This is a genomic window from Streptomyces sp. NEAU-174 (genome assembly GCF_052665095.1).
This window is the reverse complement of record NZ_JBQTCE010000007.1, coordinates 93,705-116,237: the sequence shown is the minus strand read 5'-3', so window position 1 is coordinate 116,237 and position 22,533 is coordinate 93,705. Positions and strand designations below refer to the sequence as shown.

Sequence of the window (22,533 nt, the reverse complement as noted above, 5' to 3'; positions counted from 1 at the left end):
GCTCATGGGGTACACGCGTGGACGCCGCGTCACACACTGTTCCTACTGCGGTACCGCCTTCGCCGAGGAGGCCGGGTGGCCGCGGGACTGCTCCGGCTGCGGTGAGACCCAATGGCGCAACCCACTGCCCGCGGCGGTGGTCCTACAGCCCGTGGCAACGTTGTCAGGCCGGCTCGGGGTGGTCGTGGTGCGCCGGGCCATCGAGCCCGCCCTGGGGCGGCTGGCGCTGCCCGGCGGCTATGTGGAGGTCGGGGAGACCTGGCGGGAGGGCGCCGTGCGGGAGCTGCGGGAGGAGACCGGCCTGGCGGCCGATCCGGGGCGGGTCCGCCTCTTCGACGTGCACTCCACCCGCGACACCCTCGAGGTCTTCGCCCTGCTGCCGGTGCGCGACGCCGCGACCCTGCCCGAGGCCGCGCCGATGCCCGAGACGGCCGGATGGCAGGTCCTCGACGCACCGGTCACGCTGGCCTTCGACGGACATACGGCGGCCGTGGCCGCACTCCTGGGGACGGCCTCGCACACCGGGGCGGGGCGCGAGTGAACCCGCCCGCGGCGATGGACGTCTGTCACACCAGAGCGCTTCTGACCGGACCCAGTGGGAGAAGAGAAAAGAAAGCGAAATGTTGCAGAGACACCGGCTGTCCGATGTCGGATTCCCGTCCGATGGCTTCTCGAAAAGAGCCCTCGACGGACGAGACGGACGAGGGGAGAGCCTGTGAAGCTGCCCCTCCAGCGGGCCGCTTGCGGCTCCTCCTATGTGAGCGACACCGAAGTCGCGGTGTATTCCTGCATACTGCGGTTCCAGCAGGTGACCAGAAAATTCCTGTGCACATTATCCGAGCTGGAAATCCCCGGGGAAGAGCTTGACGCGGCGGTCGACCGGCTGAAGGAACTGGGTCTGCTGCGCTCCCATTCGAAGGACCCGGCGCTCCTGGTACCCGTCGACCCCGACCTGGCCGCAGCCGCGCTCACCGCCCCGATCCAGGAGTCCCTCCAGGAGCGGCGGCGCCAACTCGACCAGATCCGTGTCGAGTTCGGCCGACTGCGGGCCCACTTCCTCGAGGGCAGCCGTCGGCACACCGCCGGGAGCATCGAGGTGATCGGCCATCTGGACGAGGTCCGCGCCGCCTTGAACCGCGCCTCCAACGAGTGCCAGGAGGAGGTGCTGAGCAGCCAGCCCGGCGGCGGGCGGGCGCCGGAGGTGCTGGAGGAGGCGATCAGCCGGGACACGGCGTTGCTCGCCCGGGGGGTGCGGATGCGCACCCTCTACAACCACACGGCCAGGTTCAACGCGCCGAGCCAGGCGTACGTGGCCGTCATGTCCGGCCTGGGCGCCGAATACCGCACCGTCCACGATCCCTTCGGCCGCCTGATCGTCTTCGACCGGGACCTGGCGTTCATCCCCGACCGGGACGGAAGCCTGGGGGCGGTGATCGTGCGCGAGCCGTCCGTCGTGAGCTATCTCTGCTCGGTCTTCGAGAACGCCTGGGCCCATGCCCGGCCCTTCTCCGACGCCGCCGTCGACGGTCTGGAATCCGTGGCGAAAGAGCTGGACGGAACGATCCTGCGCCTGCTCGCGGCGGGCTACAAGGACGAGGCGATCGGCCGCAGACTGGGGATGTCGCTGCGCACCACGCGCAAGCATGTCGCCGACATCATGGACACCCTCGGTGCGGTGAGCCGGTTCCAGGCCGGAGTCCTCGCCGCCCGCGCCGGTCTGCTGGACCACGACGAGAGCGCACCGGACACCGGGGTCGGCGAGGCCGCCCGGTAATCGGCGCCCGTCCGGCAGTGGGCGGGGAGGTGGAGCCGCGACGGTGGTGCGCCGTCGCGGCCTCATGCGTTCTGGCGGAAAGTGTCCGTCACCGCGACCCCACCCGTCCTGGCCGAATGTGTTTGTCACGCCGGTACGGGACCGCCGGTACGGGACTGGCACCCCGGGGCGTCGGCGGGCGAGGATGGGCAGCCGCCTGCGCGGGGGGTTCCGAGGACGACACCTCCGGCGGCCCATTCGAGAGCGAAGGGCAAGGGTGTCCGATACCGACTGGGAACTCTTCCTCCGTGACCTGGCGCTGTGCCTGTCGACGTACCAGGACAGGGGCCCCGCGGTGGTCTGGCCCGAGCGCGCCCACACCGTACTGCCGAGCCTTGACGGGACGTACGGCGGGGAAGTGGCGGACACGGAGTGGCGGCCCGCTCCGCTCGGTGCGCCCGCCCGCCGACTGGCCGCCGAACTGGGCCATGTCATGGGCTACCCCGTCGAGGCGTACGAACGGCTGCTGCCGGCCGGGACGGCGCTCCCCCTCGGGCGCGTCGGCGCCGACGCCCTGCTCTTCCCGCTGAGCGGCGGAGCGCGCTGCCGCGTCGAGGGCCCGGGCCCGGCGGACCCCGAGGGCGGGGGAGTCGAACTGCGGCTGCGCGCCGGGGAGATGGTCTTCGTGCCCGCACGCCATTCCTGCACGCTCTCCGAAGCCTGGGCGCCGTGCCGGTTGCTGCTGTTGGTGCTCCACGCCACACCGTGATCGCGCCCATGCGGGGGCGGCCATGGGCCATGGAGGCCTGATCAGGACGGTACCGGACGACCGAAGAGTCCCATTCCTTCCCTTATGCTCCCCCCTCGTTTTGTTGCCTGGCACCTTGGTGAGCGGCGGAACGCGTGGTGCGCGGGCCGGGGGCGAGCCATGATCGAGCCATCCGAGCCCAGGGCCGACTCCCACACCGGATCTCTTCCACCGGAGGCCAGAATGCGTACGTTGCTCCTCACCGCCGTCATGACCGCGATCGCCGCACCGGCCCTCTCGCTCTTCCTGAGTACGGCCGCACACGACCGAGCCGGCACCGGCACCCGTGGCCCTCGCCCGCTCGCCGTCGCCATGGACGCCGCGCCCCTGGCGGCGGCCGGCGCCAAGTCGCCCGGCGAGGACGACACCGGCTGGGGCCTGCACGGCAAGGCTCTGCCGTCGGGCCGATGAGGGCCGGACGGCCCGCCCGTCAACCGCTGGACTTACTCAGCGACCGCGAACGCGAGGTGCTGGACCGCGTTCTGGAGGGGCACACCTACCCCTCCGTGGCGCGCGCTCTGGGCCTCAGCCCGCACACCGTCGACACGTATATGCGACGCATCCGTGCGAAGACGGGGGCCACCCATCGCCTGCAACTGCTGCGGCTCGCGATGGCCGACGCCCTGGAGACGGGCTCGGGGGCCACAGGGAACGCGGGGGCGCGAGAAACGCGGGGAACGCAAAGCACACGGGGGACACACGGGGACACGCGCATCCAGACAGAAGGTGAGGTTCCGTGGACTTCCACTTGCTCGGCCCCCTCGAGGTGCTCGATGACGGAGTGCCGGTGCCGCTGGGCGGAGTGATCAAGCGTGGGGCGCTCGCCCATCTGCTCATCCACGCCAACAGCGTGGTGGCCACGAGCAGGTTACTGGCCGCCCTGTGGCCCGGCGACACCCCGCTCACCGCCCGGAAGATGCTCCAGAACGCGGTCCGTGACCTGCGCCGGACCCTGTCCTGCGAACCCGGCTCCGAGGGGCGGGCCACGCTGGTGACCGACGCCCCGGGGTACCGGCTGCGGGTGGACCCCGACGCCGTCGATCTGCTCCGCTTCCGGCGCGCGGTGGAGCGCGGCCGGGCCGAGGTGGCCGCCGGCTCCTATGAGTCGGCCGCGCGGGTGCTGCGGGAGGCCCTGGGGCTGTGGCGGGGGCCCGCGCTCGCGGACCTCGTCGAGGACGGCCTCGTCTGGCCCGAGTTGACCGCGTGGGAGAACAGCCGGCTCAACGCCCAGGAGGACCTCTTCGAGGCCGAGCTGGCGTGCGGCCGTCACCACGCGGTCCTGGGGGAGCTCCAGGCGGTGGCCGCCGCCGAGCCGACGCGGGAGCGCCTGAGCTGTCAGCTCATGCTGGCGCTGTACCGCTGCGGACGGCAGACCGAGGCGCTCGCCGCCTACCGCCACCGCCGCGTGGAACTGGTCGAGCGGTACGGCCTCGAACCCACCCGCGAGATGCAGAAGCTGGAGCGGGCGATCCTCGCCCATGACCCGGAGCTCGACCCTCCGTCCCCTCCCGCGCCGGTCGACGGCGCCGGGCTGGGCGATGTGACGCCCCTGCCCAGGCCCGATGCGGCGCGCGAGGCCCCGGCCGCCCCGGCCCAGGGCAGGGCGGGTCTCGCCGCAGTGGGCGGGCGTACCACCCGGCCACGGCGGCTGAGCGAGTTCACCGTGGAGCACAAGCGGATCAGCCTGGTGTGGGTGCGGCACGCGCTGGAGGGCCAGGGCCACGATCCGTCGAGCGTCCAGGACGCGCTGCGGGAGGCCGAGCGGGTGGTCCGCGAGGAGGTCGCACGGTTCGGCGGGACCATGGCCCATGCGGCCGGGCCGGTCTTCTCTGCGCTGTTCGGCCACCCCGAGACGAGCGAGGACGACGCGGCCCGGGCGGTACGGGCGGCGTTCGCGATGCGCGACCGCTTCGCGGGCCGCGGCATGGGTCCCGCCGGTCCCGCGCTCAGGGGTCCCGGCCCCGCGTGTCTCCATGTCGCCGTGGTCACGGGAGACGCCTATCTGCTGTTCCGGCCGGGGGAGACCGATGCCGCCCCGAGGGTGATGGGGGAGGCGGCCGACCGATGTTTCCGGTTGCTGGCGCTCGCCCCGCGGGGGCAGGTGCGGGTGTGCGAGGTGACCCGGCGCGCCAGTGAGCCGGTCATCGCGTACCGCGTCGGCCCGGAGCCCCCCGATGGCTGGGAGGCCGTCCGGGTCCGCAGGCAAGGACACGGCACGGAGGTCCGTCAGGTCCCCGCCCACGCCGCGCTGTGACGGCCGGGGTGCGGTGAGCGCCGGGGCGCCGCCTGGTCGGCGAGCGCCTCGGAACATGGTCTATCAACTGAAGAGGATTACAAGCCCGCGGTTGCGTGTGCTACAACGTAAGCGTCTAAATCAGAAAGACGCTTACGTCGAGCACCCGCGCCCGCCGTGGCCGGGCGCCGGAGAACGGACGCCCCATGACCCTCACCCACCCCGCCTTCACCGAGGCCGACGCCGCCGCGCTCGTGGCGCGGCTGCGCGAGACCCACCGCGGTGGCCGCACCAAACCCCTCGCCTGGCGCCGCGAGCAGCTCACCCGGCTGCGCGCGCTGCTGACCGAGAACCGCGACGCCATCGCCGACGCCCTCTGGGCCGATCTGCGCAAGAACCGCGCCGAGGTCGACCAGTCGGAGATCGACATCACGGTTCGCGAGATCGACGACTACCTCGAGCACCTGGAGGAGTGGCTCGCCCCGCAGCCCGCGGAGGTCACCGTCTCCCATCTGCCGGAGGGGACCACGGCCCGCACCGAGTTCGACCCCCTCGGCGTCGCCCTGGTCCTCTCGGCCTGGAACTATCCGATCTATCTGCTGCTGACCCCCGTCGCCGCCGCGCTGGCGGCCGGCAACGCGGTGGTCATCAAGCCCTCCGAACTCGCCGAGCGGACCTCCGCACTGCTGGCCCGGCTCCTTCCGGCCCATCTCGACACCGAGGCCACCGCCGTGGTCGAGGGCGGTGTCGCACAGACGACATCGCTGCTGGCCCAGCGCTTCGACCACGTCTTCTACACCGGCAACGGCACCGTGGGCCGGATCGTGATGCGCGCGGCGGCCGAGCATCTGACCCCCGTCACCCTGGAACTCGGCGGCAAGTCCCCGGTCTTCGTCGACCGCGACGCCGACCTCGCCACGGTCGCCGAACGCATCGCGGCCACCAAGTTCTCCAACGCCGGGCAGATCTGTGTCGCCCCCGACTACGTCCTCACCGACCCGGACACGGCCCAGGCGCTGGTGCCCGCCCTGGCCCAGGCGATCGAGCGGCTGTACGGGGCCGATCCGCGGGCCGCCGGGAACTTCGGACGCATCGTCAACGAGCGCCACTTCGACCGGCTGACCGCGCTGCTCGGCTCCGGCCGCACCGTGGTCGGCGGGCAGAGCGACCGCGCCGAGAAGTACATCGCCCCGACCGTGCTGCTGGACGTCAAGCCGGACGAGCCGGTGATGCAGGAGGAGATCTTCGGCCCCATCCTGCCCATCCTGACCGTCGCCGACCTCTCCGAGGCCATCGCCTTCATCAACGACCGCGACAAGCCGCTCGCGCTCTACGCCTTCACCGAGAACGACACCACCCGGGCCCGGCTGATCGCCGAAACCTCCTCGGGCGCCGTCAACTTCGGCTTCCCGGTCTTCCATCTGACCCTGCCGACCCTGCCGTTCGGCGGTGTCGGGGAGAGCGGCATGGGCAGCTACCACGGCCGCTACTCACTGGAGACGTTCAGCCACCGCAAGGCGGTCCTGGACGTCCCGCTCAGCTGAAACACCCCATGGATCACGAAAGGACAAGGACATGAGCGAGATCAAGACCCGGTTCCGGACGGTCGACGGACTGTCCATCCGGTACGCCGAGAGCGACAAGCCCCATGAGCACGAGGCGCTGCTGCTGAGCCCCTGGCCGGAGAGCCTGTACGCCTACGACGCCGGCTGGTCGCGGCTGGCCGAACACGCCCACTTGATCGCGGTGGACCTGCCGGGGTTCGGGCACTCCGAACTCCGCGAGGACCTGCTGTCGCCGAAGGCGATGGGCGAGTTCATCGTGCGGCTGGCCGATGCGTTCGGGCTGGCGAAACCGCATGTCGTGGGCCCGGACATCGGCACCAGCGCGGTGCTGTTCGCCGCGGCCCAGCACCCGGACCGGTTCCGCAGCGCGGTCGTGGGCACCGGTGGCGCGGCGGTCCCGCTGCAACTGGGCGGGGTGCTGGACGAGTGGGTGCACGCCGAGGACCTGGCCCCGTACCGGGCCCTGGGCCCCAAGGACATCATGACGGCCGCGATTGCCAACATCGAGGGCTATGAGCTGCCGGAGGTGGTGCGCGAGGACTACCTCGCGGCCTATACGGGCCAGCGGTTCGTCGACCAGATGCCGTACGTCCGCGCGTACCCCGACGAACTGCCGGTGCTGAGCGGGCTGCTGCCCGGCATCGAGACGCCGGTCCAGGTGATCGCGGGCCGCCACGACCCGGTGGTGCCGCTCGCGAACGCCGAGTATCTGCACGAACGCCTGCCGAACAGCAGGCTCGACATCATCGATGTGGGTCACTTCGTCTGGGAGGAAGGCGCGGACGACTACGCCAAGGCCGTCACCGGCTGGTGGCAGGCGAACTGACCCTTCCCCGCGGTCTGCTCCGCCCGGCGGCTCTCGGGACGGCCGCCGGGCGGTTTCGCGGTCAGCCGCAACGCGGTTTCGCCGTCAGCCGCCGGGCCGGGCCTTCTTCCGGGCCCGGTACGCGGCCACGTTGCTCTTGTTGCCACAGGTGTCGTACGCGTGCCAGCGCTGGGTGCGGCTGCGCGTGGTGTCGTAGAACGCGTGGTCGCAGCGGTCATTGGCGCAGATGCGGATGCGTGGCCAGGTGCCGTCGGAGATGAGCTCCGCCACCGCGAGGGTGATGCCACCGAGCACGGGATCGCCACCCACCTGTCGCAGCCGCACCTTCCCGGGCTCGGAGAAGTCCTGCCGCAGCGTGACGGGAGACGCGCGCTCGGCCAGCTGTGCCCAGCCGGGTGCCGCCTCCGCGTCGTCAGGCGCGGTGATGATGTCCATGAGGGTCGTGCGCAGACCGCGGATCCTGGCCATGCGCTGCGGTGATGGTCTCTCCGCGGCGGGCTGGCCGAACGGCCGCAGGACGGCGCTCGCCGTCTCGGGGTCCTGGAGCGTCTCCGGGAACGCGGGGCCGTGCGGCCGGGAGTTGAGCAGGTCCACGATCGCCTCGGCGGTCGCGGGGACGCGCCGCCCGGAGTCCGATTCTTCTCTGGCCACCCAGCCATCGTAGCACATGGTCTATTGGTGAATGAGACTTACACCTCGGTGGCTGTGCATGCTATAACGTAAGCGTCTAAAAATTTAGACCATTACGTCACGCCATCAACTCCGTGACTCCGTCAACTCCTGGGACCACTCATGGCCTCCGCCACTTCGATCGAATCCCCGCCCCGCACACCCCCCGCCTCCCGTGATCCGCGAAGCGCGAGCATCAGTCTGCTGGCGATCTCGCTGGGCTCGGCGGGCCTCGGCGGGGCCTGGCAGGCGGCGGCCTCCGCGGTGTCGGCGTGGATCCAGATCAGCGATGCGCTGTACGCGGTCAGCGGGCTGATCTGGGTCGTGCTGCTGGCCGCGTACGTACGCCACGGCGGGGCCCGGTGGCGGAATCTGCGCGAGGATCTGCGCCACCCGGGCCAGGGGTTCGCCCTCGCGTACGTCCCCATCATCGGCATGCTCATCACCGGCCACTTCTCGCGCTTCGGCCAGGACGGGGCCCGCTGGGCCTACGCCGTCTTCCTCGTGGCGGCCGCGCTGGTGGCCGCCCGTCTGCTCGCCCACTGGCTCACCGGCACCCTCAGCGAGACCGTCCTGCACCCCGGCTATCTGCTGCCGGTCTCCTCCGGGCCGTTCATCGCGAGCATCACCGCGTCGGCGCTGCGCCTTCCCGAGGTGGCGGCGGCGGCCTTCGCCGTGGGGGTTCTGTACTGGCTGGCCTTCGGGACGGTCATCCTCGGCAGTCTGGTCACCAGCAGTCCGCTGCCGCCACCGGCCCGGCCCACCCTCACCGTCCTGATCATCCCGCCCGCCGTCGGCGGCAGCGCCTGGCTCGCCGCGCACGGGGGCCGCCTGGACGGGGTCGGCTACGGGTTCTCCGGCATCCTCTTCTTCACCCTCGCCCTGGTCGCGTTCCTGCTGCCGACCCTCCGCGAGCGGTCCTTCCACACCGGGCTGTGGGTCTACATCTTTCCGGTGGCCGCCACCACGAACTTCCTGGTGCGCTGGTCGTACGCGGCGGACGTACCGCACCGGGAGGCCGTGGTCTGGGCGCTGCTGGCGGTGGCGAGCGGCGCGTTCCTCCTCCTGGGTGCCGCGACGCTCGTCCATGGCGGTCGGCTCTGGCGCCTGCGGTCCGGTCGTCAACCGAGCCCTCGATGAGCGGACCGGCTGCGCCTCCTGATCGCCGTACACGGGGCGGACGGCCACCGTGCGCTGCTGTCCTGGGCCGATCGACCCGGACTTCGGCCGTGCCCCGGTCCTGCTCGCGGTCACCATCGACGACACTCCGCTCGACCGCGCGGGCCCCAGCTCGTCCTGCCCCAGGACCGCTGCGGCGCCCGGTACATCAGCGGTATCGAGGCGATCCGCGTGGACGGCGGATACACCGTCTGGACGTGAGGGCCCCTTGTGGAGTCCGGTGGCGACCGGGCGTCAGCTCAGCGGGCGGTACGCCGTGAGCGTGACGGACAGCGTCACATCGCAGGGCTCGGGCAGCCGCGCGATGCGCTCCTCCAGCCGCTCGCTCTGCTGATGCCAGGCGTTGGGGCCCATCCCCACCAGCTGCGGCAGGGCCTTGTGGTCCAGGGTCATGGTGCTCCGCGACCGCTCGCGGGCCACCTCGGTGAAATGCGCCGAGAGCCGGTCCGCCAGCCGCTCGTCCTTCTGCTCGCCCACCCGCAGCAGCCCCAGCGCCGCCACCAGCTCCCGTAGATGATCCGGCCGGGGCGTCACCACCAGCAGCACACCCTCAGGGCGCAGAATCCGCCGCAGCTCGGCCGGATTGCGCGGTGCGAAGACATTGAGGACCACCGACGCGGCCCCGTCGGCGAGCGGCAGCCCGTCCCAGGCGTCGGCCACCACCGCGCTGATCCGGGGGTGCGCCCGCGCGGCCCGGCGGGCGGCGAACTTGGAGATGTCGAGCAGGATCCCCTCGGAGTCCGGGAACTCCGACATCACCCGGGCGAGGTGATAGCCCGTGCCGCCGCCGATGTCCACGACACAGCCGGGGTCCCCGCCCGTGGCCTCCGGTGCCGTCTCGCGCGCCAGCGCGGCCAGCGCCCCGGCGATCGGCGCGTAGTGACCGGCGGCCAGGAACTCCGCGCGGGCCGCCACCATGGCGGCGGTGTCCGCGCTGAACTTGGCGGCGCCACGCAGCAGATTGACGTACCCCTGCTTCGCCACGTCGAAGCTGTGCCCCTGCGAGCACCGCAGCGTGCCGTCGGTCATCGTCATGGCGCCGGAGCAGTACGGGCAGTGGAGGTACCGAACCGCCTCTTTCCGCATCGTGTCCCCCGTTGCCGCTGTTGTCCTGACAGGGTCCCAGCCTATGCGGATGATCCGGGGGTGCCGCACACCCGCCCCGTGCCTCGGCCGGCGGGCGCGCTCGTTCCTTCGCGGCCAGTCCGCCCGGCGCGTCCGCCCGGCGGCCTCAGCGGCGGCGGGCGGCGGACTCGAAGCGGCCCACCCAGTACGCGGTGCGGTCGAGATAGGCCGTCTCGGCCGCGCGGCCCGTCCGCCCGTACGCCCCGTCGTAGGTCCGGTAGCTCAGCGCCGGCGCCGTCCGCGCGCTCCAGGGTGGGCGTGGTGTTGCCGGGCACCGCGCGGTCGTCGATGTAGCCGGGGCCGATGGACGGCGCCCAGACCATGCCGCGGTCGCGGCAGTACGCGGCCGGACCGGCCCACTGCGGATTGTCGCCCGCGGCGATGGCGTCGTAGGTGTACATGCCGCCGAAGTGCGCCACCTTTGACACGTCCGTGGTCTGGTGCGTCCGGCGTACGGCTCGAGGTGCCAGGCCACCTCGAGCCCGTGTGCGGCCGCCGCGTCCAGGAGCAGCGGCACCCGCTGGTCCTCGTAGCCGCCCCGTCCCCACCAGCTGGTGACGAGCACACCGGTACGGGCCTGGGCCAGCCACCCCATGTGGCGGTCGACCACGGCGCGGTCGCCGGAGTCGTACGCACCGGCCACCGGGTAGAAGTCGGAGCCGATCCGGTCGGGCGGGTGAGGCCGCCCGGCCTGACGCCGAGGCGAGGGCCCCGGCGCCCAGGGCGACGCACGCGGCCGTGCGGGTCAGAAAGGTCCGGCGCGAGGTGCCGGGGCTCTGCGCCATCTCACGTTCCTTCCGTGGGGAGCCCCCGCCCGATGCGAAGCGTTCAGAAGGCCGAATGGCGTTGGAGTAACGGAACATAGGCTTGCCGTGACCGAGGGCGCCCGGCTCTCGCTCGCCGACATGGCGAGCACCCTGTCCGTGCCCAAGAGCAGCCTGCACGCGGTGCTGCGCACCATGGAGTCCCGCCGCTGGGTGGAGACCGACCCGTCCGGAACGCGTTACAGCCTCGGCCTCAAGGCGCTGCTGACCGGCACCGCCTATCTGGAGAGCGACGACCTGGCCGGGATCGCCGGGCCCGTGCTCGACCTGCTGGCCGAGGAGACGGGCGAGGCCGTCCACCTCGGGCGGCTGGACCACACGGATGTTGTCTACCTGGCCAAGCGCGCTCGCCGATGCCCGCAAGCGCGGCTGGGCGGCGGACGAGGGCGAGAGCTCGGTGGACATCCGCTGTGTGGCGGTCCCGCTCGGCACCGGGTGCGGCGGCGGCGACGCGATCAGCTGCTCGGCGCCGCGCAGCCGCATGGACGACGCCCGGCTGAGCGAGATCGCCGCCCATGTCACCGAGGCGGCCCACTCGTTGCGGACGCTGCTGAAGCGCCTCGGGGAGCACTGAGCCTCCGCACACCGCCGGGCGCCCGGGTCCGGCCGGATCCCGGTACGGTCATTGACACCGCCCCTGAACCCTCCTTACGTTCAAATGGACGATCGCCATTCGGCTATGGGAATGGGAGCGTATGTCCGCACCTCGCGAGCCGCACCTCCCACTGGCCCAGGCCCCCCGGGCGGAGGAGCGCGGCGACCAGCTCCGCATCACTACCGTACGCACCTTCCTGACGGCGTCTCAGGGCTGCCTCGCCCCGCTGCTGCGCGGCCGCGACCCCGGCGACATCGAGGACCTGCACCGTCTGGCCCCCTCAACCGGGAGCGTGCAGAGGCCGTGACGACGAACGAGACGAGCAGATGGGCGCCGCAGGCACGGGGGCTGACCGGGAGGGGACCACTGTGGGCGAGCCGCTGAGGATAGGGCTGGTCGGGGCGGGGAAGATCAGCGGGGCCTATCTGGACACGTTGGCGCGGCTGCCGGGACTGCGCCTGACCGCCGTGACCGACCTCAACCGGGCCCGCGCCGAAGCCGCGGCCAAAACCGCCGAGGCGTCCTCCGAGACCGCGAAGGGCGTGGCCGTCGCCGCGTCGGCCGGCGAGCTGATGGCACGCGAGGACGTCGACGCCGTACTCAACCTGACCATCCCGGCGGCGCACGCCGAGGTGGCGCTGGCCGCGCTCGCCGCGGGCCGGCATGTGTACGGCGAGAAGCCGCTGTCCGGCACCCGCGAGGAGGCCGACGCCATCCTGGGCGCGGCCGGGCGAGCGGGGCTACGGGTCGGCTGCGCGCCGGACACCGTGCTCGGCCCGGGCACCCAGACCGCGCGCAGGGCCGTGGACGACGGGCTCATCGGCACACCGGTCGCGGCCACCGCCTTCATGGCCACCGCCGGACCCGAGGTGTGGCATCCGGACCCGGAGTTCTACTACCGGCCCGGCGGCGGGCCGCTGCTGGATATGGGCCCGTACTATCTGTCCGCCCTGGTACACCTGCTGGGCCCGGTGGTCCGGGTCACCGGGGCGGCCTCCCGGCCGCGCGCGCAGCGGAGTATCGGCAGCGGGCCGCGCGCGGGCGGACGCTTCGCGGTGGAGGTGGACACCCATGTCACGGGGGTTCTGGAGCATCGAGGCGGCGCGCTCACCACACTGCTGATGAGCTTCGATGTGCACGCGGCCCGGCTGCCGCGCATCGAAGTCCACGGCAGTGAGGGCTCGCTGTCGGTGCCCGACCCCAACACCTTCGACGGCCCGGTGGAGCTCTGGCGCGGTGGCACCTGGGAGCCGCTGGCGCCGTCGGCCGGATACCTGGGCTCCGCCCGGGGCTACGGCCTCGCCGACATGGCCCGGGCGCTGGCGGAGGGCCGTCCGCACCGGACCTCCGCCGAGCTCGCCCGGCATGTCCTGGACGTGATGCTCACCCTGCTCGACGCCGTCCGGGAGCGGGTCTCGCTGCCGGTCGGCACCACATGTTCCCGTCCCGAGCCCGTGCCCTTCGCCGACGAGCTTTTCATGTCGGCGGGCCATGGCCAGGGGGTGTCCGACAGATCGTGACGCCCGCGGCGGGCCACGCGGCGGAGCCGCATATCGGTGCTTCCCCCGGCCAGGGCAACCTCTTCGATCTGGACGACTGCACCTTCACGCGGTGACCAGGTGGCCGAGAAGGCCGTGCGCCATGTCGCCGCAGCCATCGGCAGGGGAGCGATGATGACTGGGCACAGGATTTTGTCAACGGGCTTTGCAAAGTGGGGCCGACTCGGTACGGTCCCCTTACGCTCAACGGACGCGGTCCATCCCCCCTCACCGAGGCTCGCATCCGTGCGGCGCCCCAGGCGCGACGGCGCGCGCTGTGCCCAACCCCCTTTGAGAATCACACTTCTCCCCGGAGGTTCCCCGTGCACAGGAAACGTCCCGACCCGCCCGTCCCCGGCCCCGCCCCGCGCCGCTCCGTGATGAAGGCCGCGGCCGGTGCCGTCCTGATCACCGCGGCGAACGCGCCCGCGTGGGCCGCGCCCGTCCGCAGGCGCCCGAAGGCGGGCCGGGTGCTGGTGTTCTCCAAGACGGCGGGCTTCCGGCACGACTCCATCCCCGACGGCATCGCCGCCATCCGGCAACTGGGCACCCAGGCCGGGTTCGCCGTCGACGCCACCGAGGACGCCGCCGCCTTCACCCCCGGCAACCTTGCCCGCTACGCCGCCGTGGTCTTCCTGTCCACGACCGGCGACGTCCTCGACGCGGCTCGGCAGACGGCCTTCGAGGGCTATATCGCGGCGGGCGGTGGCTACGCGGGGGTGCACGCCGCCGCCGACACCGAGTACGACTGGCCGTTCTACGGCGGCCTGTGCGGTGCCTGGTTCCAGTCCCACCCGGCGATCCAGCAGGCCACGGTGAAAGTCGAGGACCACGCCCACCCGGCGACGGCCCACCTCGGAAACACCTGGGTGCGCACCGACGAGTGGTACAACTACCGCACCAATCCGCGCGGTACGGCCACCGTGCACGTGCTCGCGGCGCTGGACGAGTCCTCGTACAGCGGCGGCACCATGAACGGCGACCACCCCATCAGCTGGTACCAGGCGTACAAGGGCGGCCGGGCCTTCTACACCGGCCTCGGGCACACCAAGGAGTCCTACGCCGAGCCCGCCTTCCGGCAGCACCTCCTCGGTGGCATCACCTACGCCATGGGCGTGGCCAAGTGACCCCCGACGTCCCGCGCCGGCGGTTCATGGCCCTCGCCGCCACGACCACCACGGGCCTCGCCGCCACTGGCCTGGCCGCCGGGTCCGCCCACGCCGCTCGGCACGGCGGCCACCAGGCGGCGGACCGGCCGCTCGCGCTGTGGTACCGCGCGCCCGCCGCCGACTGGCTGAGCGCACTGCCGCTGGGCAACGGACGGCTCGGCGCGATGGTGTTCGGGGGCACCGAGACCGAGCGGCTCCAGCTCAACGCGGACACCGTCTGGGCGGGCGGGCCGCGGAATTACGACAACCACAAGGGACTTGCCGCCCTGCCCCGCATCCGGCAGCTCGTCTTCGACGGCAAGTGGCCCGAGGCCGAGACGCTGATCAACTCCGACTTCCTCGGTGTGCCCGGCGGCCAGGCCCAGTACCAGACCGTCGGCAATCTGCTCCTGACGCTGCCGACGGGCGGCACGGTGTCCGGCTACCGGCGGGAGCTGGACCTGGACTCGGCGATCGCCACCACCACGTACACCCGCGACGGTGTGACCTACACCCGCGAGGCGTTCGCCAGCGCTCCCGACCGCGTCATCGTCGTCCGGCTGTCCGCGTCGAAGAAGGGCGCCCTGTCCTTCGGCGCCACGTTCGACAGCCCGCTGCACACCTCCCTGTCCTCGCCCGACCCGCTCACCGCCGCGCTCGACGGGACCGGCGACGCCACGGGCGGCGTGGACGGCGCGGTGGGGTTCCGCGCGCTGGTGCGGGTGCTCGCCGAGGGCGGCACCACCACCAGCGCGGGCGGGACCGTCACCGTCCGGGGCGCCGACGCGGCCACCGTTCTGGTGGCCATCGGCACCACCTATGTGAACTGGGAGAACGCCCATGGCGACGCGGTGGGCCGGGCGGCGGCGGACCTCAACCCGGCGGCGAACCGCCCGTACGGACAGCTGCGCGGCCGCCATGTCGAGGACCACCGCGCGCTGTTCCGCCGTACCTCGCTGGACGTGGGCACCAGCGACGCGGCGGCCCTGCCCACCGACGAGCGCGTCGCCCGCTTCGCCTCCGGCGGCGACCCGCAACTGATCGAGCTGCACTTCCAGTACGGCCGCTATCTGCTCATCGCCGCGTCCCGCCCCGGCACCCAGCCGGCCAATCTCCAGGGCATCTGGAACGACCTGACGAGCCCGCCCTGGGGCTCGAAGTACACCATCAACATCAATACGGAGATGAACTACTGGCCGGCTGCCCCCGCCAACCTCCTGGAGTGCTGGGAGCCGGTCTTCGCGCTGCTCGACGAGCTCGCCGTGGCCGGGCAGTCGACGGCGCGCACCCAGTACGGCGCGAACGGCTGGGTCACCCACCACAACACCGACGCCTGGCGCGGCACGGCGCCCGTGGACGGCGCGTTCTGGGGCATGTGGCCGATGGGCGGCGCCTGGCTGTCCATGGCCATCTGGGAGCACTATCGCTACACCCGCGACACGGCGAAGCTGCGGGCGCGCTACCCCGTCCTCAAGGGCGCCGCCCAGTTCTTCCTCGACGCGCTGGTGACCGACCCGACCACGGGCGCGCTGGTCACCTGCCCCTCCGTCTCCCCGGAGAACGCCCACCACGGCGGGGGCGGCGGCTCGCTGTGCGCCGGGCCGACGATGGACATGCAGCTGCTGCGCGACCTGTTCGGCGCGGTGGCCTCGGCCGCCGACCTCCTCGGCACCGACGCCGCCTTCCGGGACCAGGTGCTCGCCGCGCGCGGACGGCTCGCCCCGATGAAGGTTGGCGCGCGGGGCCAGCTCCAGGAGTGGCAGCAGGACTGGGACGCGGGCGCCCCCGAGCAGCAGCACCGCCATGTCTCCCATCTGTACGGGCTGCATCCGAGCAACCAGATCAGCCGGACGCGCACCCCGGAGCTGTTCGCCGCCGCCCGCACCACCCTCGTACAGCGCGGTGACGCGGGGACCGGGTGGTCGCTCGCCTGGAAGATCAACTTCTGGGCGCGGCTCCAGGAGGGGGACCGCTCCTACAAGCTGCTCGCCGATCTGCTCACCCCCGAGCGCACCGCCCCCAACCTCTTCGATCTGCATCCGCCGTTCCAGATCGACGGCAACTTCGGCGCCTGCGCCGGAGTGACCGAATGGTTGTTGCAGAGCCAGCACGACGAACTGCACCTGCTGCCCGCCCTCCCGCCGAACCTGCCGGACGGGAGTGTGCGGGGCCTGCTGGCGCGGGGCGGTTTCGACGTGGACGTCAGCTGGCGGGGCGGCGCGCTGAGCGAGGCGCGGCTGAGGGCCGGGGCCGGAGGCCCGACGCGGCTGCGCACGGCGAAGGCGGTGCGGGTGACCTCCGGGGACGCACCCGTCGCCACCACCCGGCCGGAGCCGGGGGTCACGGCCTTCACCGCGGACGCGGGCGCCGCCTATGTGGTCCGTCCCGCCTGACCGCCTCCCCGCAGCAGTGAGCGGCACCGGACCGCGCCGGCCGAGCGCGTCCAGGATGGCGTCCTGGGTGAGCATCGCAACCGGTCTCGGCGGCGCGACCTCGAACCGCTCGGGCCTGGTCGTTCGGGTAGTCCACGCGGAGATCGTCGCAGACCGGGGCGCGGGCCACGGGCGGTGGCCGCCGTCGGCCCCGTTCCGCCCGGTGCCGCTACCGGGCCCCCGGGGCGCCGGACTCCAGCAGCCGGCCGCCGTTCCAGACCACACCGACCTGGCGGTAGTACGCGGCGATCGGCTCGCGGACCTCCAGCCGGGCCAGCTCCTCGGTGGGGGAGTCGAACAGCTCCAGCTCGGCGTCGCCGACCCACGGCTGCCCGCCCTCGAAGGAGGCGGCGCCGGACTCGATCAGCTCGTCGAGGGCGAGGCCCTTGCCGTTCTCGATCGACGGCAGCCGGCGGTGGTGGGCCATCGGGTGGCCGTTGACGAAGCCACCGGTCCCGGAGGGCTCGCGCAGGGTCACCACGGCCTGGGCGAGGCGCCGGTCGGCCGCGGCGAGGGTCGCGCCGAACCGGGCGCCGGGCTCGACGCGCGGGGCGGGCCCGTACGGATGGGGGCGGGTCTGGTGGATGGAGCCGAGCTTCTTCGGATAGCCCTGGTGCAGGCCACGGGCGATCGCGAAGTCCTTGTCGACCCAGATGTAGACGCAGCGGGAGTACGTCCGGCCCCGGTACGTACAGCGGACGACCGCGAAGGTCTCCTTGTACTGGGAGAGCACCGGATCCAGCAGCTCCCGTCCACCGGCCGCGCAGGACTGCCAGTCGGCCCAGATCAGCGCGACCGCCCCCGGGTCCTCCTCGGCGGGCTCCAGCGGATCCGGCAGGAGTTCACGCACCCGCGCGGGGTCGGTGCGGTACTCGATGGTGAGCAGATCGCCGGAGTAGTGCCACGGCGGGGCGGGGATGAGGGACGCGGCGCCGGTGGCGGTCATGGGCGGGAAGTAGCCTCGGACGCTGGTCATGCCGTCACGCTCCTGACGCGGATGGGCTGAGGGGTTCAATGGGGGCATCACGTGCGCGCGAGCCGCTCCAGACGCTCGTGGAGCTGGTCGACATAGCCCTCGGACTCCGGCTTCATCAGCACACTCCGCAGGACGCGGGCCCCGTCGGCGTCCCGGACGAGCTTCGGATGCAGGGCCGTGAGCCGATCGGCGCCGACGCGGAGCGTGCTCACGAAGACGGGATCGCCGTCCGTCATCCCCTCCTGGAGGACGCGGCTGCTGGCCGCGTCGATCTGCGACAGCGTGGCGGCCTCGGTCACCGGGAAGTAGCTGACGATGTCCAGCTCCGGGGCCTGGTACAGCTCCAGGTGCGCCGAACTCTCGATCAGTTCGGCCCAGCGCAGCGCCGCCCGCCGGCCCGCCTCGAGCGACTGCCCCAGCCCCTCCCGCGTGGGCGGTATCAGCTGGAAGGTGAGCCACAGCGCGGCGGCCGCCGCGCCCGCGCGGGAACACTCCAGGCTGATCTCGCCGAGGTGCAGCTCCTCTGAGGTGAAGTACGTGTACGGCGAGTCGTGCAGATAGAACCGGCCCACCGAGGGGTCGCGGAACAGCACGGCGCCGCAGCCGTACGGCTGGAGGCCGTGCTTGTGCGGGTCCACGACGATGGAATCCGCCTCGGCGATGGCCCGCCACGGCTCCTCGGGCAGGCCCTCCGGGCCCGGCGCCCCGGCCAGCAGGGTGAAGAAGCCGCCGTAGGCGGCGTCGACGTGGATGCGCACGCCGTAGCGCTCGCGCAGCGCCAGCGCCTCGTGGATCGGCTCGACGGCGCCGAGCCCGGTGGTGCCCGCGGTGAGCACGACGGTGCCGACGCGCCCGGTCCGCAGGACCCGCTCCAGCGCGTCGAGATCGATCCGGCCGAGGTCGTCCACCGGGACCGGATGGCCCTCCACCCCGAGGACACCGCACATCCGGCCGTGGGTGTAGTGGGCCTCGGTGCTGTAGGCGACGCCCTTGCCGGGGTGCAGTTCGCGGGCCACGAAGAGCGCCTCGAGGTTGGCGATGGTGCCGCTGGTGGTCAGGTGGCCGAGGTGGGTGTCGTAGCCGAACATCGTGGCGAGCTGCTGGACGGCCTCCCGTTCCATCTCGGCGGTGGCCGGGCCGCCGTCCAGGGCGTGGTTGTTGGGATTGATCAGCATCGCCGTGAGGTAGCCCACGACGGCCGCAGGATGCGGTGGCTTGAGCATCTGACCCGCGTAACGGGGGTGGAAGAAGGGGTAGTTGTCCTTGAGCCGCTCGGTGAAGACCTCGAACGCGGCGGCGAACCGGTCGTCGTCGACCGCCAGCGCCGGATGGGCCTGGAAGGGGCCGAAGCCCTTCGCCCAGTCGGCGTTCGACGCCACGGCCGTGGCGAGCCAGGCATTCAGATCCATGTGGTCCACTCCTTGGTCGGGCGGTCGGGCGGTCGGGCCGGAGGTTCTGTTCAGGGCCGCTCGTGCGCTCAGGGCAACTGGTGTGCTCAGGGCCGCTCGGGCGGGCGGATGCCGCGGAACTCCCAGTCTCCGCCGAGGGCGGTGGACAGGACCTCCTCCGACTCGGTGGGCTGCGCTCCGACATCGCCGCGGATCGGGATCGGGCCGGTGACGATGTGGTTGGTGAGCCGCCCCAGGCCCTCCACCTCCACCTCGACCACATCGCCGGGGTGTACGGGGCGGGAGTTGGCCGGGGTGCCGGAGAGCAGGACGTCACCGGGGTGGAGGGTGATGGTGCGGGCGATGTCGGCGACGAGATAGTGCATGTCCCACTCCATCTCGTCGGTGGACCCGTCCTGCGCCAGGCGGCCGTTGACGTAGGTGCGCAGGTACTTGCCGCGGAAGTCCCAGTCGGTGACCAGCCCCGGCCCCAGCGGGCACAGGGTGTCGGACCCCTTCACCCGGAGCATCGAACCGGCATCGGTGTCCCGGAAGTCATGCAGCCCGTAGTCGTTGGCGATGGTGTACCCGGCGATGTGTTCCGCCGCCTGCTGGGGCGCGATGTTCCGCGTGGTCTTCCCGATGACGATGGCCACCTCGCCCTCGTAGTTGAGCCACTTGCAGCCCTCGGGGCGGACGACGGCGCCCCGGTGGGAGTTGAGGGCCGAGGTCGGCTTGTGGAAGTAGGTGGGGGCGGCGGGGAGCCGGACCTGGAACTCGGCGACGCGGCTGCGGTGGTTGAGGTGGACCGCGATCACCTTGGAGGGGACCACGGGAGGCAGGTGGTGTGCCTCGTGGATCGCGACGCGGCGGCCGTCGCCGGTGCGGAGTTCATCGCCCTCGCGGACGGTCTCCACGACCGCGCCGTCGAGGAGGATGCGGCGGTACTCGGGCATGTCGGCTCTCCTCAGGCGGGGCTGGACGGGGTGGTGGCGGACGTGGCCGGGCCGGTGCCGGTCCAGCCGTCGGCCGGGCGGTCGAACCAGAGGTGGGCCTGGCCTGTGCCGACGGAGTTCTCGTACGCGCCGTACTGGCGGGCCGGGGCCACGCACCCCCGCTCGCCCAGGGCGCCGGCCATCATCAGATAGTGGAAGAACCTCGCCTCGGGCTGGTACGTCCAGAATTCGTCCATGGTGTCGAGGACCTTGGCGTGGCGGCCCTCCTTGAGCCAGGCGATGCGCTCCTCGTCGGCCGCCCTCGCCTGGGGGGTGAAGACATGGCGCGGGTCGCCGGCCTCGTGGTCCCGGATCTCGCGCAGGGGCCAGAAGGTGTGCGAGAGGGCGCCGGAGGCGATCAGGAGCACACGGCGGCCGGGGGTTGCGGCGATGCCGTCGGCCAGCGCCCGGCCCAGCCGGAAGTGGTCCTCCATGTCGCCGGTCTGGCACACCCCGATCGACATCCACCGCTTGCCGGGCAGCCCCTCGCCCAGGAACTTCCAGAGGTTGACGGTGGCGTAGTGGATCGGCAGGAAGGGGTCGTCGATCGGGGTGATGAAGGTGCCGTGTGGCTCGGCGAACCGGGCGACGGCGTGGGCGAGTTCGGGGTCGCCCGGGAAGTCGTACGGCATCCGGCACATGCCCCGCGGCAGCTCGTCGGAGGTGAACAGCCCCGCGCGCCGCGAGTGGGCCGTCACGACGAACTCGACCGTGGTGGCCCAGTGGGAGTCCAGGACCACCACGGTGTCGTAGTCATCGCGTCCGAAGACGTCCTCGCGGAGCTGCCGGAGGCCGGTGACCAGGGTGATCTCCTTGCCCTCGTTGAGCTCGCGCCGGGTTTCCGCGGGGAGCACGATGGTGGGGACGTGGGCGAGCAGACCCGCCCCGACGATCTCACCCATGGTCGCTGAATCCCTCTCCGGCGGTCACGCGGTTCTTCAGATCGCAGTAGAATTCGAAGCTCCAGGTGCCGCCCTCGCGGCCGACGCCGGAGAGCCGGGAGCCGCCGAAGGGTGCCCGCAGATCGCGTACGAAGAAGCAGTTGACCCAGACCGTGCCCGCCACCAGTTGGGCGGTGACGCGGTCGGCGCGCCGGTGGTCGCCGGTGGCCACGGTGGCGGCCAGCCCGTAGCGGGTGTCGTTGGCGAGGTGGATCGCCTCCGCCTCGTCCGCGAAGGTCTGTAGCGTCAGCACCGGGCCGAAGACCTCCTCCTGCACGATCTCCGAGTCCTGGGCGACGTCGGTGAGGAGGGTGGGCCGGTAGTACAGACCGCCGAGCCGGGTGTGGGAGCCGCCGCCGAAGACCACGCGGGCCCCGGCCGCGATCGCCCGCCGTACGAAGCCGTCGACCTTCTCGAGCTGGCGGGGGTGGATGGTGGGCCCGATGTCGGTGGCCTCCTCGCGCGGATCGCCCTGTGTCAGCCGGGCGGCCTTGCGCAGGAGGCGGTCGGTGAACTCGTCCGCGACCGCCTCTTCGACGAGGAGGCGGGTGGCGGCCAGACACACCTGCCCGGCGTTGTCGAACTGCTCCACGGCCAGGTCGGCGGCCAGCTCCAGATCCGCGTCCGCGAAGACCAACAGCGGTGACTTGCCGCCGAGTTCGAGGCTGAGCGGGGTGAGGTTCCGGGCGGCCGAGGCGGCGATGCGCCGGGCGGTCGGGACCGAGCCGGTGAAACTGATCCGGCGGACGTCCGGGTGGGAGGTGAGGTCGTCGCCGATCTCGGAGCCATGGCCCTGGACCACGTTGAGGACACCGGGCGGCAGCCCCGCCTCGGCGGCGATGTCCGCGAGCAGCGAGGCGGTCAGCGGGGACCACTCCGCGGGCTTGAGCACGACCGTGTTCCCGGCGGCCAGGGCCGGGGCGACCTTCCAGGTGGCCAGCATCAGCGGGGCGTTCCACGGCGTGATCAGCACACAGGGACCCGCCGGGTCCCAGCTGATGTGATTGCTGTGGCCGGGGCCGGTGGGACCGCCGGTGTGCGTCGTGAAGTCCTCGTGGCCCAGGGTGAGCAGCCAGTCCGCGAAGAAGCGGAAGTTGCGGGCGGCGCGCGGTATGACACCCCGGCGGTGCGAGCGCAGCAGCGCGCCGTTGTCGGTGGTCTCGACGATCGCCAGCTCCTCCAGGCGCTCCTCCACGCCGTCGGCGATGGCGTGCAGGACGCGGGCGCGCTCGGCCGGGGGAGTGGCGGCCCAGCCGGGGAAGGCGGCCTTGGCGGCGGCCACGGCGGCCTCGGCCTCGTCGGAGCCGCCGCGGGCGATCCGGGCGAGAGTGCTGCCGTCGATGGGTGAGAGATCGGGGAAGGTGTCGGCGGACGCCACGCGCCGGCCGTCGATCCAGTGCCGGGTGTCGACGGCGACACCGGCGATCAGAGCCTCGCTCGCAGCTGTGTCCGGCCGTTGGGGCATGTCCCGGTCCTCCATTTTGTTTGACCCCAAACAAGCTAAACGTGCCACGGAGCCGGGTCAAGGTCGCCCCGGT

The 22,533-nt window shown here is 72.2% G+C and carries 21 protein-coding genes and 4 pseudogenes; 16 read left to right on the top strand and 9 right to left on the bottom strand.

The features are described from left to right. Positions 1-4: 4 nt before the first annotated feature. The 8 genes from ACT2CW_RS21205 (at position 5) to ACT2CW_RS21170 (ending at position 7,185) form a co-directional block, all read left to right on the top strand. Positions 5-541: an NUDIX domain-containing protein gene (locus ACT2CW_RS21205; protein WP_445517813.1), complete on the top strand. Its 537-nt coding sequence runs from the start codon at positions 5-7 to the stop codon at positions 539-541. Positions 542-715: 174 nt separating this feature from the next. After that, entirely contained in the window at positions 716-1,774 is a 1,059-nt protein-coding gene (locus ACT2CW_RS21200) for a helix-turn-helix transcriptional regulator (RefSeq protein ID WP_445517812.1), read from the top strand. A gap of 256 nt (positions 1,775-2,030) precedes the next feature. After that, positions 2,031-2,522, top strand: a complete 492-nt coding sequence (locus ACT2CW_RS21195; protein WP_445517811.1) for a hypothetical protein — start codon at positions 2,031-2,033, stop codon at positions 2,520-2,522. Between the two features lie 222 nt (positions 2,523-2,744). After that, positions 2,745-2,972 (top strand): hypothetical protein, encoded by a 228-nt coding sequence (locus tag ACT2CW_RS21190; RefSeq protein WP_445517810.1) that lies wholly within the window; start codon positions 2,745-2,747, stop codon positions 2,970-2,972. Continuing rightward, positions 2,969-3,367 (top strand): response regulator transcription factor, encoded by a 399-nt coding sequence (locus ACT2CW_RS21185; protein WP_445517809.1) that lies wholly within the window; start codon positions 2,969-2,971, stop codon positions 3,365-3,367. Before ACT2CW_RS21190 ends, ACT2CW_RS21185 begins: the two co-directional genes overlap by 4 nt. Further along, on the top strand, positions 3,298-4,815 hold the full coding sequence (locus ACT2CW_RS21180; protein WP_445517808.1) for an AfsR/SARP family transcriptional regulator: 1,518 nt from the start codon (positions 3,298-3,300) through the stop codon (positions 4,813-4,815). The genes ACT2CW_RS21185 and ACT2CW_RS21180 overlap by 70 nt, the downstream gene beginning before the upstream one ends. Before the next feature lie 185 nt (positions 4,816-5,000). Beyond that, positions 5,001-6,338: an aldehyde dehydrogenase family protein gene (locus tag ACT2CW_RS21175; protein WP_445517807.1), complete on the top strand. Its 1,338-nt coding sequence runs from the start codon at positions 5,001-5,003 to the stop codon at positions 6,336-6,338. Positions 6,339-6,369: 31 nt separating this feature from the next. Then, entirely contained in the window at positions 6,370-7,185 is an 816-nt protein-coding gene (locus ACT2CW_RS21170; RefSeq protein WP_164424136.1) for an alpha/beta fold hydrolase, read from the top strand. Between the two features lie 84 nt (positions 7,186-7,269). Here the strand turns inward: ACT2CW_RS21170 and ACT2CW_RS21165 are convergent, their stop codons facing one another. Then, positions 7,270-7,836, bottom strand: a complete 567-nt coding sequence (locus ACT2CW_RS21165; protein WP_445517806.1) for a CGNR zinc finger domain-containing protein — start codon at positions 7,834-7,836, stop codon at positions 7,270-7,272. Between the two features lie 141 nt (positions 7,837-7,977). On the opposite strand from ACT2CW_RS21165, the gene ACT2CW_RS21160 reads away from it, so the two are divergent. Both ACT2CW_RS21160 and ACT2CW_RS21155 read left to right on the top strand, forming a co-directional pair. Further along, complete coding sequence (locus tag ACT2CW_RS21160) at positions 7,978-8,994, top strand: SLAC1 family transporter (protein ID WP_445517805.1); 1,017 nt, start codon at positions 7,978-7,980, stop codon at positions 8,992-8,994. Positions 8,995-8,997: 3 nt separating this feature from the next. Further along, a pseudogene (locus tag ACT2CW_RS21155) lies at positions 8,998-9,234 on the top strand (hypothetical protein); the annotation flags it as partial. 33 nt (positions 9,235-9,267) lie between these two features. Here ACT2CW_RS21155 and ACT2CW_RS21150 read toward each other — a convergent pair. The 3 genes and pseudogenes from ACT2CW_RS21150 to ACT2CW_RS21140 form a co-directional block, all read right to left on the bottom strand. Next, the gene (locus tag ACT2CW_RS21150; RefSeq protein ID WP_445517804.1) at positions 9,268-10,119 is read right to left on the bottom strand and encodes a putative RNA methyltransferase; all 852 of its coding nucleotides are present in this window, start codon (positions 10,117-10,119) and stop codon (positions 9,268-9,270) included. Positions 10,120-10,160: 41 nt separating this feature from the next. After that, the gene (locus tag ACT2CW_RS21145) at positions 10,161-10,586 is read right to left on the bottom strand and encodes a hypothetical protein (RefSeq protein WP_445518133.1); all 426 of its coding nucleotides are present in this window, start codon (positions 10,584-10,586) and stop codon (positions 10,161-10,163) included. Positions 10,587-10,654: 68 nt separating this feature from the next. Then, positions 10,655-10,801, bottom strand: a pseudogene (locus ACT2CW_RS21140) (alpha-mannosidase); the annotation flags it as partial. Positions 10,802-11,063: 262 nt separating this feature from the next. On the opposite strand from ACT2CW_RS21140, the pseudogene ACT2CW_RS21135 reads away from it, so the two are divergent. The 6 genes and pseudogenes from ACT2CW_RS21135 to ACT2CW_RS21110 form a co-directional block, all read left to right on the top strand. Continuing rightward, positions 11,064-11,267, top strand: a pseudogene (locus tag ACT2CW_RS21135) (helix-turn-helix domain-containing protein); the annotation flags it as partial. Between the two features lie 37 nt (positions 11,268-11,304). Then, the gene (locus ACT2CW_RS21130; RefSeq protein WP_445517803.1) at positions 11,305-11,556 is read left to right on the top strand and encodes an IclR family transcriptional regulator domain-containing protein; all 252 of its coding nucleotides are present in this window, start codon (positions 11,305-11,307) and stop codon (positions 11,554-11,556) included. Positions 11,557-11,677: 121 nt separating this feature from the next. After that, positions 11,678-11,884, top strand: a complete 207-nt coding sequence (locus ACT2CW_RS21125; RefSeq protein WP_445517802.1) for a hypothetical protein — start codon at positions 11,678-11,680, stop codon at positions 11,882-11,884. Positions 11,885-11,945: 61 nt separating this feature from the next. Next, entirely contained in the window at positions 11,946-13,097 is a 1,152-nt protein-coding gene (locus ACT2CW_RS21120) for a Gfo/Idh/MocA family protein (protein ID WP_445517801.1), read from the top strand. A gap of 398 nt (positions 13,098-13,495) precedes the next feature. Continuing rightward, positions 13,496-14,239: pseudogene (locus ACT2CW_RS21115) on the top strand (ThuA domain-containing protein); the annotation flags it as partial. 29 nt (positions 14,240-14,268) lie between these two features. Beyond that, the gene (locus ACT2CW_RS21110) at positions 14,269-16,656 is read left to right on the top strand and encodes a glycoside hydrolase family 95 protein (protein ID WP_445518118.1); all 2,388 of its coding nucleotides are present in this window, start codon (positions 14,269-14,271) and stop codon (positions 16,654-16,656) included. A gap of 208 nt (positions 16,657-16,864) precedes the next feature. On the opposite strand, the gene ACT2CW_RS21105 is transcribed toward ACT2CW_RS21110, so the two are convergent. From ACT2CW_RS21105 to ACT2CW_RS21085, 5 genes are all read right to left on the bottom strand, one after another. Further along, positions 16,865-17,671, bottom strand: a complete 807-nt coding sequence (locus ACT2CW_RS21105) for an acetoacetate decarboxylase family protein (RefSeq protein WP_432046633.1) — start codon at positions 17,669-17,671, stop codon at positions 16,865-16,867. Between the two features lie 47 nt (positions 17,672-17,718). Then, positions 17,719-19,080: a pyridoxal phosphate-dependent decarboxylase family protein gene (locus ACT2CW_RS21100; protein WP_445517800.1), complete on the bottom strand. Its 1,362-nt coding sequence runs from the start codon at positions 19,078-19,080 to the stop codon at positions 17,719-17,721. Between the two features lie 86 nt (positions 19,081-19,166). Further along, on the bottom strand, positions 19,167-20,015 hold the full coding sequence (locus ACT2CW_RS21095) for a fumarylacetoacetate hydrolase family protein (RefSeq protein WP_445517799.1): 849 nt from the start codon (positions 20,013-20,015) through the stop codon (positions 19,167-19,169). Positions 20,016-20,026: 11 nt separating this feature from the next. Next, a complete protein-coding gene (locus ACT2CW_RS21090) occupies positions 20,027-20,956 on the bottom strand; it encodes a 3,4-dihydroxyphenylacetate 2,3-dioxygenase (protein ID WP_445517798.1) in 930 nt (309 codons plus the stop codon). Beyond that, positions 20,949-22,460, bottom strand: coding sequence for an aldehyde dehydrogenase (locus ACT2CW_RS21085; protein WP_445517797.1), 1,512 nt, complete (start codon positions 22,458-22,460; stop codon positions 20,949-20,951). Before ACT2CW_RS21085 ends, ACT2CW_RS21090 begins: the two co-directional genes overlap by 8 nt. Between the last annotated feature and the right edge of the window lie 73 nt (positions 22,461-22,533).

What these genes read in the sequence shown, in the direction of transcription:
- ACT2CW_RS21190 (WP_445517810.1), top strand. Translation starts at nt 2,745, where the DNA reads ATGCGTACGTTGCTCCTCACCGCCGTCATGACCGCGATCGCCGCACCG.
- ACT2CW_RS21170 (WP_164424136.1), top strand. Translation starts at nt 6,370, where the DNA reads ATGAGCGAGATCAAGACCCGGTTCCGGACGGTCGACGGACTGTCCATC.
- ACT2CW_RS21105 (WP_432046633.1), bottom strand. Translation starts at nt 17,671, where the DNA reads ATGACCAGCGTCCGAGGCTACTTCCCGCCCATGACCGCCACCGGCGCC.
- ACT2CW_RS21085 (WP_445517797.1), bottom strand. Translation starts at nt 22,460, where the DNA reads ATGCCCCAACGGCCGGACACAGCTGCGAGCGAGGCTCTGATCGCCGGT.
- ACT2CW_RS21205 (WP_445517813.1), top strand. Translation starts at nt 5, where the DNA reads ATGGGGTACACGCGTGGACGCCGCGTCACACACTGTTCCTACTGCGGT.
- ACT2CW_RS21110 (WP_445518118.1), top strand. Translation starts at nt 14,269, where the DNA reads ATGGCCCTCGCCGCCACGACCACCACGGGCCTCGCCGCCACTGGCCTG.
- ACT2CW_RS21090 (WP_445517798.1), bottom strand. Translation starts at nt 20,956, where the DNA reads ATGGGTGAGATCGTCGGGGCGGGTCTGCTCGCCCACGTCCCCACCATC.
- ACT2CW_RS21125 (WP_445517802.1), top strand. Translation starts at nt 11,678, where the DNA reads ATGTCCGCACCTCGCGAGCCGCACCTCCCACTGGCCCAGGCCCCCCGG.
- ACT2CW_RS21095 (WP_445517799.1), bottom strand. Translation starts at nt 20,015, where the DNA reads ATGCCCGAGTACCGCCGCATCCTCCTCGACGGCGCGGTCGTGGAGACC.
- ACT2CW_RS21185 (WP_445517809.1), top strand. Translation starts at nt 2,969, where the DNA reads ATGAGGGCCGGACGGCCCGCCCGTCAACCGCTGGACTTACTCAGCGAC.
- ACT2CW_RS21175 (WP_445517807.1), top strand. Translation starts at nt 5,001, where the DNA reads ATGACCCTCACCCACCCCGCCTTCACCGAGGCCGACGCCGCCGCGCTC.
- ACT2CW_RS21130 (WP_445517803.1), top strand. Translation starts at nt 11,305, where the DNA reads ATGTTGTCTACCTGGCCAAGCGCGCTCGCCGATGCCCGCAAGCGCGGC.
- ACT2CW_RS21160 (WP_445517805.1), top strand. Translation starts at nt 7,978, where the DNA reads ATGGCCTCCGCCACTTCGATCGAATCCCCGCCCCGCACACCCCCCGCC.
- ACT2CW_RS21150 (WP_445517804.1), bottom strand. Translation starts at nt 10,119, where the DNA reads ATGCGGAAAGAGGCGGTTCGGTACCTCCACTGCCCGTACTGCTCCGGC.
- ACT2CW_RS21100 (WP_445517800.1), bottom strand. Translation starts at nt 19,080, where the DNA reads ATGGATCTGAATGCCTGGCTCGCCACGGCCGTGGCGTCGAACGCCGAC.